General features: G+C 68.8%; 12 protein-coding genes. 7 read left to right on the plus strand and 5 right to left on the minus strand.

Annotated features, from left to right (window positions below):
• Positions 1-43 precede the first annotated feature (43 nt).
• Both FFS52_RS05340 and FFS52_RS05345 read left to right on the plus strand, forming a co-directional pair.
• Complete coding sequence (locus FFS52_RS05340; RefSeq protein WP_065631054.1) at positions 44-1,030, plus strand: ATP-binding cassette domain-containing protein; 987 nt, start codon at positions 44-46, stop codon at positions 1,028-1,030.
• A complete protein-coding gene (locus FFS52_RS05345) occupies positions 1,027-1,851 on the plus strand; it encodes an ABC transporter permease (protein WP_083207371.1) in 825 nt (274 codons plus the stop codon). The genes FFS52_RS05340 and FFS52_RS05345 overlap by 4 nt, the downstream gene beginning before the upstream one ends.
• A gap of 15 nt (positions 1,852-1,866) precedes the next feature.
• On the opposite strand, the gene FFS52_RS05350 is transcribed toward FFS52_RS05345, so the two are convergent.
• Both FFS52_RS05350 and FFS52_RS05355 read right to left on the minus strand, forming a co-directional pair.
• Positions 1,867-2,376, minus strand: a complete 510-nt coding sequence (locus FFS52_RS05350) for a carboxymuconolactone decarboxylase family protein (RefSeq protein ID WP_068970912.1) — start codon at positions 2,374-2,376, stop codon at positions 1,867-1,869.
• Between the two features lie 43 nt (positions 2,377-2,419).
• A complete protein-coding gene (locus tag FFS52_RS05355; protein WP_064571124.1) occupies positions 2,420-2,752 on the minus strand; it encodes a hypothetical protein in 333 nt (110 codons plus the stop codon).
• A 125-nt stretch (positions 2,753-2,877) separates the two neighbouring features.
• On the opposite strand from FFS52_RS05355, the gene FFS52_RS05360 reads away from it, so the two are divergent.
• Positions 2,878-4,920, plus strand: a complete 2,043-nt coding sequence (locus tag FFS52_RS05360; protein WP_171011556.1) for a DUF2339 domain-containing protein — start codon at positions 2,878-2,880, stop codon at positions 4,918-4,920.
• 65 nt (positions 4,921-4,985) lie between these two features.
• Here the strand turns inward: FFS52_RS05360 and FFS52_RS05365 are convergent, their stop codons facing one another.
• Positions 4,986-5,855 (minus strand): formate/nitrite transporter family protein, encoded by an 870-nt coding sequence (locus tag FFS52_RS05365; protein ID WP_065631086.1) that lies wholly within the window; start codon positions 5,853-5,855, stop codon positions 4,986-4,988.
• A 253-nt stretch (positions 5,856-6,108) separates the two neighbouring features.
• On the opposite strand from FFS52_RS05365, the gene cynS reads away from it, so the two are divergent.
• Entirely contained in the window at positions 6,109-6,561 is a 453-nt protein-coding gene (cynS, locus tag FFS52_RS05370; RefSeq protein WP_068970055.1) for a cyanase, read from the plus strand.
• On the opposite strand, the gene FFS52_RS05375 is transcribed toward cynS, so the two are convergent.
• Positions 6,549-8,141, minus strand: a complete 1,593-nt coding sequence (locus FFS52_RS05375) for a PucR family transcriptional regulator (RefSeq protein WP_068970054.1) — start codon at positions 8,139-8,141, stop codon at positions 6,549-6,551. The genes cynS and FFS52_RS05375 overlap by 13 nt on opposite strands.
• An 88-nt stretch (positions 8,142-8,229) precedes the next feature.
• Here FFS52_RS05375 and FFS52_RS05380 point away from each other — a divergent pair, with 88 nt between their 5' ends.
• Both FFS52_RS05380 and FFS52_RS05385 read left to right on the plus strand, forming a co-directional pair.
• Positions 8,230-8,730: a nucleoside deaminase gene (locus FFS52_RS05380; RefSeq protein ID WP_058252482.1), complete on the plus strand. Its 501-nt coding sequence runs from the start codon at positions 8,230-8,232 to the stop codon at positions 8,728-8,730.
• The gene (locus tag FFS52_RS05385) at positions 8,727-9,698 is read left to right on the plus strand and encodes a 2-oxoglutarate and iron-dependent oxygenase domain-containing protein (protein ID WP_068970053.1); all 972 of its coding nucleotides are present in this window, start codon (positions 8,727-8,729) and stop codon (positions 9,696-9,698) included. The genes FFS52_RS05380 and FFS52_RS05385 overlap by 4 nt, the downstream gene beginning before the upstream one ends.
• Positions 9,699-10,146: 448 nt before the next feature.
• Here the strand turns inward: FFS52_RS05385 and FFS52_RS05390 are convergent, their stop codons facing one another.
• On the minus strand, positions 10,147-11,028 hold the full coding sequence (locus tag FFS52_RS05390; RefSeq protein WP_078113682.1) for a sulfurtransferase: 882 nt from the start codon (positions 11,026-11,028) through the stop codon (positions 10,147-10,149).
• Between the two features lie 92 nt (positions 11,029-11,120).
• Here FFS52_RS05390 and FFS52_RS05395 point away from each other — a divergent pair, with 92 nt between their 5' ends.
• Positions 11,121-11,624, plus strand: a complete 504-nt coding sequence (locus tag FFS52_RS05395; RefSeq protein WP_137809056.1) for a helix-turn-helix domain-containing protein — start codon at positions 11,121-11,123, stop codon at positions 11,622-11,624.
• Positions 11,625-11,672 lie beyond the last annotated feature (48 nt).

Here is an 11,672-nt window from a genome sequence, read left to right on the forward strand (position 1 = left end):
ACTGGAGTAAACAGTTTTACACATAAACAGATCGGAGTCCGACATGACCGTCCCGGACCGTTCGTCACCCATGCCGGTCGAGGCCGTCTGCCTCACGAAATCGTTGGGCCGCGGGGACTCCCGGGTGCCCGTCCTGCGCGGGCTGGACCTCGACGTCGGCGCCGGGGAGGTCGTCGCCCTGCTCGGCCCCAACGGCGCGGGTAAGACGACCACGGTGCGCATCCTGTCCACCCTCACCCGCCCCGACGGAGGGACCGCCCGCGTCGGCGGCTTCGACGTCGTCGCCGATCGCCGCCGGGTCCGCGAGATCATCAGTCTGACCGGGCAATACGCGGCCGTCGACGACAAGCTCACCGGTCGCGAGAACCTGAGGATGATGGGTCGGCTCGCGCACCATCCCCGCCGCACCGTCGATCACCGCGTCGACGAACTCCTGCTCGCCTTCGATCTCACCGACGCCGCCGACCGACTGGTCGCGACGTACTCCGGCGGTATGCGCCGGCGTCTCGATCTCGCCGCGGGACTCCTCGACCGGCCGGTGGTCCTCTTCCTCGACGAGCCGACGACCGGCCTCGACCCGCGCAGCCGTCAGATGCTCTGGCAGGTGATCGACGACGTGGTCGCGCAGGGGACGGCAGTCCTATTGACCACGCAGTATCTGGAGGAGGCGGACCGCCTCGCCGACCGCGTGGCCCTCATCAGTGGCGGCCGGATCGGGACCGCCGGTACACCGGCCGACCTGAAACGCCGCGTCGGCGAGGCCGCGCTCGAGTTCGTCGTGCCGACCGCGGCCGACGCCACCGCCCTCGCCTCCGACCTGGCGGCTTTCGGGCCGTCGGTCCAGTCGACCATCGTCCGCGTGCCCACCGACCGGTCGGTGGCCCACACACGCGCGGTCCTCGATCTCGCCGATCGGACCGTCGCCACCGTCGATTCCTGGGAATTGCGCTCTCCCACACTGGACGACGTGTTTCTCGCGGCAACCGGACAACCCGCCGAACCGGCCACCGGGAACGAGGTCGCGGCATGAGTCTCACCACTGCCCTCGCCGAGCGCTCGTCGTCGAAGCGACTACGGCACCTGCAGATCGACGCGACCACGATGTTCGCGCGATCGCTGCGCATGATGAGCCGCGATCCGGACGAGTTGATCCTCGCGCTCGTCCTGCCGATCGCCATCATGCTGATGTTCGTCTACGTCTTCGGCGGCGCGATGTCGGTGGGTACCGACTACATCACCTACGCGACTCCTGGAGTCATCCTGCTGTGCGCGGGCTACGGCGCGTCCAATACCGCACTGGCGGTGGCGAATGACATGAACGGCGGCGTCATCGACCGCTTTCGGTCGATGCCCATCGTGGGCGCGACCATGGTGTTCGGCCATGTCGCGGCCAGCCTGGTGAAGAACTCCGTCTCCACCGCGGTCGTCCTGATCGTCGCGGTCGCCATCGGTTTCCGGCCGTCGGCGTCGCTGTTCGAATGGCTCGGGGCCGCCGGGATGGTCCTCGCCTACATCCTGGCCATCACCTGCCTCGCCGCGTTCATCGGCGTGGCGGTGCGAACGCCCGCCGCAGCAGGCGGTTTCGGCTTCGTCATGCTCTTCCTGCCGTATGTCTCGAGTGCGTTCGTGCCACCCGAGACGATGCCGGCCTGGCTGCGCGGCTTCGCCGAGGCACAACCGGTCACACCGGTCATCGAGTCCATTCGAGCCCTGCTGGTCGGCATGGGCACCGGCGGGTCACCGGTGCACGATCTGACGTCGACAGCGGTGACGGGCCTGGCCTGGTGCGCGGCGATCGCGCTGGTGTCACTCGCGGCGGCCGGCTGGGTGTTCGCACGCAAAGGGCGGTGACGCGAGGACGGCCGACTAGCCTGTCGCGCCACCGGTGAACGGTGTTGCCGCCTTCTGCGGCGAGGCGCCGGGCCGGGGGCGGTACCCGCTCACGATGGACATCCGGTTGAACGCGTTGATGGTCACCGCCGCCCAGATCAGCACCGCGGTCTGGTCGGTGTCGAGGATGTCCGTCGCCCGGTCGTAGGCGAGGTCGGCCGCGTCGTGCGCCGGCAGTTCGGTGACGAGCTCGGCGATCTCCAGGGCCGCCTGCTCGACGTCGTCGTAGAGGTCCGGCGCATCCCGCCACCCGGCCATGACGTCGATCTGCTGCGTCGTCAGACCCGCGGTGCGGCCCAGTTGCGCATGGAGATCCATGCAGAAGGCGCAACCGTTGAGCTGCGAACACCGCAGGTTCACCAGTTCCACGAGGGACCGCCTCAGCCCGATCGGTTCGGCGGCCGCGGCGACCTCGGCCGATACCGCGATCAGCTTTCGGTAGACCTGCGGCGTGGTCTTGTCGATTCGCACCCGTTGCGCAGGCATGGCCCCACAGTAGACATCAGCCCGTCACAGTGGGAAACAGGCATCAGCCCGCCATCGCGGGAAACGCCAGCGCCACGAGCATGAGGGCGAACAGGAACCACGCCGCGCCCTGCCACATCGGCCAGGTGCCGCCCCGGCGATAGGTGCGGTAGGCGTTGACCAGCGCACCGATCCCGCCGAGAAGGAACACACCGGGGACGAGCGACGCGAGGACGATATTGGCGCGGTCGACGGCGAGGAAGACCGCGCAGGCCACCGCGCCGAGCGCGACCACGGCCACGACATACAGGGCCGCGGACCGGTAGCTTCCGGTGTCCTGCCAGCGCTTCTCGACGTCGGCGCGTCCACGGTCGGCAGCATTGTGCGGATCAGTCATGGTCCAGCGATACCCTGCCGGGCCGTCCGGCAATCACGTCGCCGCGCACCCGTCACACGAATCCCCCACCCCTGGTGGGTAGGACTACTCATCCATGCCGGGGCGCGACCGGTCATCGTCGACACATGAACTCTCCCAGCAGCACATTCGGCGGCGATCCGAGTACTGCCACCCTGGCGCGGATCTCGACCGAGTTCGACGCGATAGCACGCCAGATGTCCACCGTGTCAGCCGAATTCGCCGAGCTGCGACGTATCGTCGCCGAGCCCGACGAGCCTGCTCGCGACGTCGCCCCCGCACCGCAATCCGCCGTGCAGCCACCCGCCGCCGGCCTCACCCCACCGACGGTGGCGGCAGCTCCTGCGCAGGCCGCGGGACCTCGGCCCACACCCCCGTCCCGGCCCTGGTTGCCGACGGCGCCGCCACCGGTCGGCCACCAACGACCCCCGATCGCTCCGCCGGGCCCGCAAGGTCCTCCGCCGATGCCCCGCCCGGCGAGTGCGCGACCGTATCCGCCGGTCGCGTCGCCTCCGCGGCCGGCCGGGCCGTCGATGTCCGAACGGATCGGCGCGGCCGCCGAACGCGGATTGATCGGCAAGATCCTCGCCACCGCCGGCGTGGGCGTGACCCTCATCGGTGTCGCACTGCTCCTCGTCCTGGCCGCACAGGCCGGATTGCTCCGCCCGGAATTCCGCGTCGCGGGTGGCGCGGTCCTCGCCGCGGCGCTCGTCGCCGGCGGGATCTGGTCGCGCGGCCGGCCCGACGGCCGGATCGGTGCCATCGCGCTGACGGCCACCGGGATCGCGGCGGGTTACCTCGACGTCCTGGCCGCGACCAAGATCTACGACTGGTTGCCCATCGTCGTGGGCCTCGGAGTCGCGGGACTCGTCGCCGCGGCTGGGCTCGCGCTTGCCCATCGGTGGCGCAGCGAACACCTGGGGCTGCTCGTCGTCGTGCCGTTGATCGCTCTGGCACCGGTGCTCACCGGCGGACTGGACACCACCCTCATCGCGTTCATGGTGGTCCTCGCCGCGGCATCGGCGTGGGTCCAGCTCGGTCGCGACTGGATCTGGCTGCATGCCGTGCGGCTCGCCGCGCCCACGATTCCGTTGACCCTGGTCGGTGTCCTCGCGCTGGCCGGCTGGACGTCGGCCGGTGCCGCCGACACCGTCTTCGCGGCCGCGGTCGTCGTGGTCGTCGTGCTGGGGGTCGCCGGCGCCCTGATCGCGATGCCCACCACGCAGTTCCGGGAGACGCTGGCCGGTCTGGCGAGTGCGACGACCATCCCCGCGTTGTTCGCCGGAGCGGTGATGAACATGCCGGGCGCGGTGATCCTGCAGACCTGCATCGCCGGCGCGCTGATCGGAACCGTGTTGATCGGATCGGGGCTTCCCGACTCGCGTACCGGCTCCACCCCGCGCGTGCCCGACGTCGTTGCGCAGATCTGGTCCGCGACCGCCCTTCTGCTGCTGTTCGTCGCCGTTCTGGTGGCCTTCGACGGCACGGTGGCGATCACCGTCCTGCTCGGCCTGGCAACGGTGACCGCGCTTGTCGCCCGGACATGGTCGACGACCTCGCGGGTACTTCTCGCCGGTGGCTCGGTCCTGTGGGCCATCGGTTTCGCGGCGCTACTCGACGCGGCGCCGCCGTATGTGCTCGCCGATGCGGACCTGATGCGACGGGACGCGTCTCTGGGGATCGTCGTGGCGAGTGTGTTCGCGGCCGCCGGCGCCCTGGTCCTGGCCGCCGGGTGGGCCCGCCTCACCGACGAGAAGGTCTCGCGCGCAGCCCATATCGCCGCCGGAGTGGTCGTCGTCTACGCACTCACCGCGATCAGTGTGACCGCAGGCGTCCTGGTCGCCGGGTCGGACGGCTTCCTCGCCGGTCACGTGCTGGCGACCACCTGCTGGATGGTCCTCGCGGGGACGGCCCTGGCCTATGCCCGGCGTCGCACCGGTGCCGCACGTACCGCCGCGGTCACCGGGGGTCTAGTCCTCGTCGCGGCCGCGATGGCGAAACTGTTCCTCTTCGACCTGGCCACCCTCGACGGGATCTTCCGCGTGATCGTGTTCATCGTGACCGGACTCATCCTGCTCGGCCTGGGCGCCTGGTACGCCCGCGCCCTCCAGGACGACCCGGCCGAGCCGTCTTCGGCGACAGCCGTATGACCCTGTCGAACAATATGACGTCGTGCCCGGAATGCGGGCACGACGTCATACGGGTCGGCGTCGGGCTAGGCGGTCGTCGTACGGACCGGCGCGGCCACGTCGACCTCGGTCGTCGCGTCGTGGGCGGGGGGTCGACGATCCGGAGCGGTCCGTACATGGGTGAAGTACAGCGTCAGACCGACGAAGGTGAGTCCGCCGACGAGATTGCCGATCACCGTGGGGATCTCGTTCCAGACGAGGTAGTCGGCGATCGAGAAGTCACCGCCGAGCATGAGACCCGAGGGGAAGAGGAACATGTTGACGATCGAGTGCTCGAAGCCCATGTAGAAGAACAGCATGATCGGCATCCACATCCCGATCACCTTGCCGGGCAGGGATGTCGACATCATCGCGGCGACGACACCGGTGGACACCATCCAGTTGCACAGCACGCCGCGGATGAACAGCGTCAGCATGCCGGCGGCCCCGTGCTCGGCGTAACCGACGGTACGGCTGTGGCCGATCTCGCCGAGCCGCTGTCCCACCTCGTCGGGTGCGACGCTGAATCCATAGGTCAGGATGACCGCCATCATCACCGCGACCAGGATGGCGCCGAGGAAGTTCCCGAGGAACACCAGACCCCAGTTGCGCAGCATCGACCGGACCGTGACTCCTCGTCGCTTGTCGAGCAGTGCGAGTGGCACCAGCGTGAACACACCGGTGAGCAGGTCGAATCCCATCAGGTAGAGCAGGATGAAGCCGACCGGGAACAACAGCGCCCCCAGCAGCGGCTGGCCGGTCTGCACGGTGACGGTCACCGCGAAGGCCGCGGCCAGAGCCAGGATCGCGCCGGCCATGAACGCCCTGATCAGGGTGTCGCGGGTGGACATGAACGCCTTGGACTCGCCGGCGTCGACCATCTTCACCGCGAATTCGGACGGTTTCACATAGGACATGTGGTTCTCCTCGAACTCCTCAGTTGATGCGCCCATGGAACCGAGGCCACATGTCCGTTCGGTGTCATCGACGAGTCTCCCTGTTACACCGCCCTCACTCGGTCCAGGTCGCGGTGTGAAGTTCTGGTGTCGCCGCGGTCTGCGGTGGGCGTGTCGATCGTGTGAACACTGCCGAAAGTCGCTGACTCGACTTGGCATCGTGCCCGCCGATGGGCAATGTGGGTGTGGTCCAACACTATCGATGGAGATGACGATGACCACCCCGATCATGCCGAAAACCGATGCCGCAGAGCTGATCAACGCCGCGCGGATTCGCCAGGGACTGACGTGGGCGACAATTGCCGAGAATATCGACGCCCCGTTGGTCTGGACCGTCGCTGCGCTGCTGGGCAAACATCCGGTCCCGGCCACGAAGGCCACCGCCGTGGTGGAACTGCTCGGCCTCGGCGAGGGCGTCGCCGAGAGTCTGCGGCAACAGCCGACGCGTACACCCGACGAGGCGGCGACGAGCGACCCCACCATCTACCGCTTCTACGAGGCGCTCGACGTCTACGGGCCCGCGCTGAAGGCACTCATCCACGAGGAGTTCGGCGACGGCATCATGAGCGCCATCAACTTCAACATCGACATCCGACGCCGGCCCGACCCGAACGGCGACCGCGTGGTCGTGACCTTCGACGGGAAGTTCCTCGACTACAACTGGTGAGCCACCTGGTGAACCTCGCGGGTCACCGAACGCAGGGCCAGCATCGTCGACGCGTAGACGGCCGGGTCGGTGGGGTCGAAACCGAGGACCGTCCGGATCCGTTCGAGCCGCTGATAGAGGCTCTGCCTGCCGATGTGGAGCGCCGCAGCCGACCGCGTCGCGCTGCAGCCGTGCGCCAGGTGCACCGCCAGGGTCCGGACGAGGTCCGACGAGGAGCGTCCATCGGCCGCGACGAGTGGTTCCACCAGGGACCGCAGCTCCGTCCGAAGAGCGGGATCCAGCGCACCGATCGCCTCGTCGACGAGGAGTTCGCGCGAGGTGAACACCCGTCGTCCCGTCCCGAGGCCCGCGGCGGTGGACGCCGCGAGCCCGAGTTGCCGCCCGCATCGGCGCAATGAGGCGGAGAGGACGGACGCCACATCCGCGCCGGGCCCGACATCGTCGATGACACAGGGGTTTCCGACGACGACCGTGGTGCGTCCGATTCGGTTGCCCTGCCGTGTCAACGAGGACGCCACCCGGTCGACCGGGTCGGTGGCGCCCTCTCCTCCCCCGGCCGGCACCGCGGCCAGAGCGTAGAGCGTGGCGTCGACGATGCTGCGTGCCACCGAATCCAGCTCGGCGCCGGCGACCGCGGCATCGGCCATCCGCGGGTCGGGGGCCTCCGCCGCAAGGGGCACCACCACGGTGGGCGCCCCCACGGACACCCCCGCGGCGGCCAGGCGTGCCCGCAGATCCGCGGGTCGCATCGGTCTGGCGTCGACCAGGTCTTCGACGAGCCGCGCGGCCAGGGCCGAACCCCGGACCCCGGTCCGGGTCAGGCCGACCGCCACCGGACCGGCGGCCGCACGCAACAGACTCTGCGCGAACGGGACCGGGCCGGCGTCGGTGCGCTCGCCCACGATCAGCCGGGCGATCGGACGTCCCTTGCTGTGGACCGTGGCCTCCGATACGGCCCGGTCGACGACCCGCCACGCCGCCGAGTCGTCGTCGACGCCGTGCGCGGACAGCAGCGCCCCGGATGTGGACACGAGAACGACAGGCGCATGCAGGGTTTCGGCCACATGGCCGAGCATGGGCGCGACCCCGGCACCGGCCGCCAGGTCGTCGTGGAGTGACTCCACGAGAGTCGAGCGGACTCGTAACTCGTCGACCTCGCGGGCGGCGATCGCGGTGTTGACCGCTCGGCACACGTCGATGAAGGGGACCACCGCCCGGAGTTCGATGATCGGCAGCCGGACCGCCGATCCCGCCCGCACCATCTCCTCGGGTACCGCCTCGAACGTCCGACCCACTTCGATCGCGACCGCCGCGACCCCGCGCTGCGACAGGTCCTGCACATAGTGCTTGCGGGTGCCGGCATCGAGTCCGCGCAGACCGAGCCCCGTCGTGAGCAGCAACTCGCCGCCGGTGAGCAGCGGCCCGATCTCGTAGATCTCGCTCGAATGCACCCACCGCACGGGTGCGTCGAGACGTTCGTGGCCGCTCAGAACCCGCGGCTCGGCGACCGCCAGGTGGTCGTCGAGGATCTCCCGAAGCGTCGGGGTGGCGGTATCCGTCGGGGGTCGATCGAGCGTCATGGACGAAGACAATATGCACCGGCGGCCTCGGCCGCAGTACGACGATCTGTCAGTTGTCACCGTCGGAGCCACCCGGCACTCTCGAAGCATGACGATCTCGCTGCCCGGCCATGCCGGTCTCGACGTGTCCGGGATGCTCGACGTCGCCTACCGGGAGGCACGGACGAGCCTCGACGAGGGCGGCATCCCGATCGGCGCGGCCCTCTTCGCGGCCGACGGCACGCTGCTCGGCGCGGGCCACAATCGGCGCGTGCAGGCCGACGATCCGTCGGCGCACGGCGAGACCGATGCATTCCGCGCCGCGGGGCGGCAACGGGATTACGGGCCGACGATCATGGTGACGACCCTGTCGCCGTGCTGGTACTGCTCCGGCCTCATCCGCCAGTTCGGCATCGGCACGGTCGTCATCGGCGAAAACACCTCGTTCTACGGCGGAGAGGACTGGTTGCGTGAGCACGGTGTCGAGGTCATCGTGCTCGACGACGAGCGGTGCGCGGAGATGATGTCGTCGTACATCGCGGCCAATCCTGCGGTGTGGAACGAGGACATCGGGGTCGCCCCGGCCGACGAGAACGTGGAGATGTCATGACCGACAGCCCGGTACTCACCGTCGACCTTCGGGAGTGGCAGGCCGGAGGTGCTGCCGCGCAACGGGTCTGCGCCGCTGTCGATGAATCCCTGCAGCAGGCCGGGTTCCTGCTCGTCACCGGGCACGGACTCGATCCCGAGTTGCCGACCTCCCTTCGCGCGGCGGCCCGTCGGTTCTTCGCTGTCCCAGCCGACGTCAAGAGCCGGTACTCCGCCGGTGTCGGCGGCCGCGGTTGGATCGGTCCCGGCAAGGAGGCCAACGGTTTCGCCGAGGGCACCGAGACCCCGCCGGACCTGAAGGAGTCGTTCACCTCCGGTGCGCAGACGCCGGTGGGCATACCCGAGATCGACGGGTACTGGTTCGCCCCCGACGTGTGGCCGGCAGAGACGCCCGAACTCCGAGAACTGTTCACGGCGTGGACGTCTCAGATGCGGCGGCTGTCCGACGACCTGCTGGCGCTGATGGCCGCCGCACTCGGCCTCGTCGGCCCGGACAATCCGTTCCGCGACCTCGCGTCGACGCCGACGTGGTCGTCCAACATCAACCACTACCCGCCGCTGCACGACGTCGGAACCCCCGAACCCGGCCAGTTCCGCATCGGACCGCACACCGACTTCGGCACCGTCACCATCCTCGACCGCGAACCCGGCGCCGGCGGATTGCAGGTCTACAGCGAGCAATCGGGGTGGGCCGACGCACCGTGGAACCCCGACGCCCTGACCGTCAACATCGGGGACATCCTCGAGTACTGGTCGGCCGGGCGCTGGCCCGCGGGCCGGCACCGCGTCCTGCCACCGCAACCCGACGCACCCGCCGAAGACCTCGTCTCGCTGATCTTCTTCTACGAACTCGATCACGACGCCCTCGTCTCACCCGTCGCCCCACCCGTGGGCCGCCGCGCCGGACTCGAACCGGTGGTGTCCGGGGACTTCATCCGACAGCGCCTCGACGCGATCACCGTCGGCTGAGACCCGCCCCTCCACTCCCGAGGCGGAAAAGCGCGAACCCCCTCCGCTCCCTGAGGAGCGCCCGGAGCTTGCGGAGGTCGCGTCACGAAGGGTCCGGCGACCGAGGGTTGCGTAACCCTTCGTGACGCTCGCAGGCTCGCTCCTCAGGGAGCAGAGTGCTTTCGTGGTTCACGACGGGCGCCAGGCCGCAGATACTGAGGTGCTAGGTGCGCGACCCCCGCTCCCTGAGGTGCGAGGAGCGATAGCGACGAGCCTCGAAGGGTCTGGTGGGAATGTTCCTGTAGCCATTAGCCTTCGAGGCTCGCTTTACTCGCACCCTGGGAGCGGCCGGCCGGCCCGGAAAAGCTCGTCCCCGTGAGCAGGGTCGAAGGGCAATGTGCCCTTCGATCCTGCTGAGGGGGAAGCGAATTCACGCGTAGCGCCACACCGCTGGAGCGGCCCGGCGTCGTCAACGCGGTTCCGGTCCGGTGACCAGCGGGAGCGACGGGTTGTTGGCCCACGCGGTCATCGAACCGTCGTAGACCGCGACATCGTCGCGTCCGACGAGTGCGAGCGCGTGCGCGATCCCGGTGGCCGCGATGCCGCCGCCGCAGTACGTCACGACCTTGGTGTCGTCGGCCAGTAGCCCGGCCGCCTCGAACTCCCGACGCAGCTCGTCGACCGGGCGGAGGTCGCCGGTCTCGGCGTCACGGATCGAGAACACCGGGAGATTCACCGATCCCGGGATGTGGCCCTGACGGGCGTACGTCGTGGTCTCACCGCGATAAGTCGGCTCGTCGAGGACGTTCACCAGCAGCGTCGACGGATCATCAAGCGCGGCAGCGACCTCCGTGGTCGAGCGCAACAGTTCGGGACGACGCGTCCCGTGAAAAGTACGCGGGGTGACGGTCGACTCGGCATCGGTCACCGGGGCGCCGGCCGCCTTCCAGGCCGGCAGGCCGCCGTCGAGCACGGTCACGGCGTCGAAACCCTCGAGTCGCAGGTGCCACCAGAAGCGCGTTGCCCAGAACCCCTCGAGCTGGTCGTACACCACGACGGTCGCCCCGTCTCCGATCCCCAACGCCGATGCGGCCGTGGCGAACTGCTCGGATGACGGGACCGTCCACGGTTCGGGGCTGTCGGCGTCGGCGAAGTCGGTCAGCAGATCGGCGAACACCGCACCCGGGATGTGTTCCGCGCGAAAGGACTCCGCTCCCGATTCGGGGACATATGGCCCCTCTTTCGGAATCGGGAGATGGGTGGTCGCGTCGACGATGACCACGGTGGGGTCGTCGAGCCGCTCCCGCAACCAGGCGACGTCGACCAGCGCGGGAAGGACAGAAGTACTCATCGGAACCTCTCGAGAAACGGGCAAAACACCCCCGACGTCACCGAGTGGTGTGTCTCGCAATTGTCTAGCTCGTTGTTCGGTAGGCTGGGTTGATGAGTGCACCGGCAGCGTGTTTGCGGTTGACGAAAGCCGAGCGGGAGACGTTGGAAACGTTGGCGCGGGCGCAGACCGCGCCGCACCGTGAGGTGTTGCGGGCCAGGGTTTTGCTGATGGCCGCCGACGGCGAAGCGAATCGGGTGATCGCCGAGGAACTTGGGGTGACCGCGGTGACAGTGCGGGCGTGGCGCACACGTTTCGCCGAGGACGGGTTGACGAAGTTCGGGCAGGTGCGAGCTGGTCGGGGCCGTAAGTCTTCGATCAGTGAGGAGAAGGTCGCCGAGATCGTGCGGTTGACCAAGACGAGCACTCCACCCGGGCATACCCATTGGTCGTGCCGCACGATGGCCGCCCATGTTGGGGTGAGTCCGGCTACCGTGCAACGCATTTGGTCTGATCTTGGGCTTAAGCCGCATCGGGTGGACACGTTCAAGGTGAATCACCCTAGGTTTTGTGCCGCCTCCAATGTGGGCTGGTCCTCGGGTCCGAGGCCAGCGTAGTGGAGCGTTTCGAACTCGGTCGGGGGAATCTGGCCGATACTCGAGTGC

It is taken from the genome of Gordonia sp. ALPHA1B1, from assembly GCF_005502615.1.
Lineage (GTDB): Bacteria > Actinomycetota > Actinomycetes > Mycobacteriales > Mycobacteriaceae > Gordonia > Gordonia hongkongensis.

Bases quoted from the DNA above. Each gene is read 5' to 3' on its own strand.
- FFS52_RS05340 (WP_065631054.1), top strand. From the start codon at position 44: ATGACCGTCCCGGACCGTTCGTCACCCATGCCGGTCGAGGCCGTCTGC.
- FFS52_RS05345 (WP_083207371.1), top strand. From the start codon at position 1,027: ATGAGTCTCACCACTGCCCTCGCCGAGCGCTCGTCGTCGAAGCGACTA.
- FFS52_RS05350 (WP_068970912.1), bottom strand. From the start codon at position 2,376: ATGCCTGCGCAACGGGTGCGAATCGACAAGACCACGCCGCAGGTCTAC.
- FFS52_RS05355 (WP_064571124.1), bottom strand. From the start codon at position 2,752: ATGACTGATCCGCACAATGCTGCCGACCGTGGACGCGCCGACGTCGAG.
- FFS52_RS05360 (WP_171011556.1), top strand. From the start codon at position 2,878: ATGAACTCTCCCAGCAGCACATTCGGCGGCGATCCGAGTACTGCCACC.
- FFS52_RS05365 (WP_065631086.1), bottom strand. From the start codon at position 5,855: ATGTCCTATGTGAAACCGTCCGAATTCGCGGTGAAGATGGTCGACGCC.
- cynS (WP_068970055.1), top strand. From the start codon at position 6,109: ATGACCACCCCGATCATGCCGAAAACCGATGCCGCAGAGCTGATCAAC.
- FFS52_RS05375 (WP_068970054.1), bottom strand. From the start codon at position 8,141: ATGACGCTCGATCGACCCCCGACGGATACCGCCACCCCGACGCTTCGG.
- FFS52_RS05380 (WP_058252482.1), top strand. From the start codon at position 8,230: ATGACGATCTCGCTGCCCGGCCATGCCGGTCTCGACGTGTCCGGGATG.
- FFS52_RS05385 (WP_068970053.1), top strand. From the start codon at position 8,727: ATGACCGACAGCCCGGTACTCACCGTCGACCTTCGGGAGTGGCAGGCC.
- FFS52_RS05390 (WP_078113682.1), bottom strand. From the start codon at position 11,028: ATGAGTACTTCTGTCCTTCCCGCGCTGGTCGACGTCGCCTGGTTGCGG.
- FFS52_RS05395 (WP_137809056.1), top strand. From the start codon at position 11,121: ATGAGTGCACCGGCAGCGTGTTTGCGGTTGACGAAAGCCGAGCGGGAG.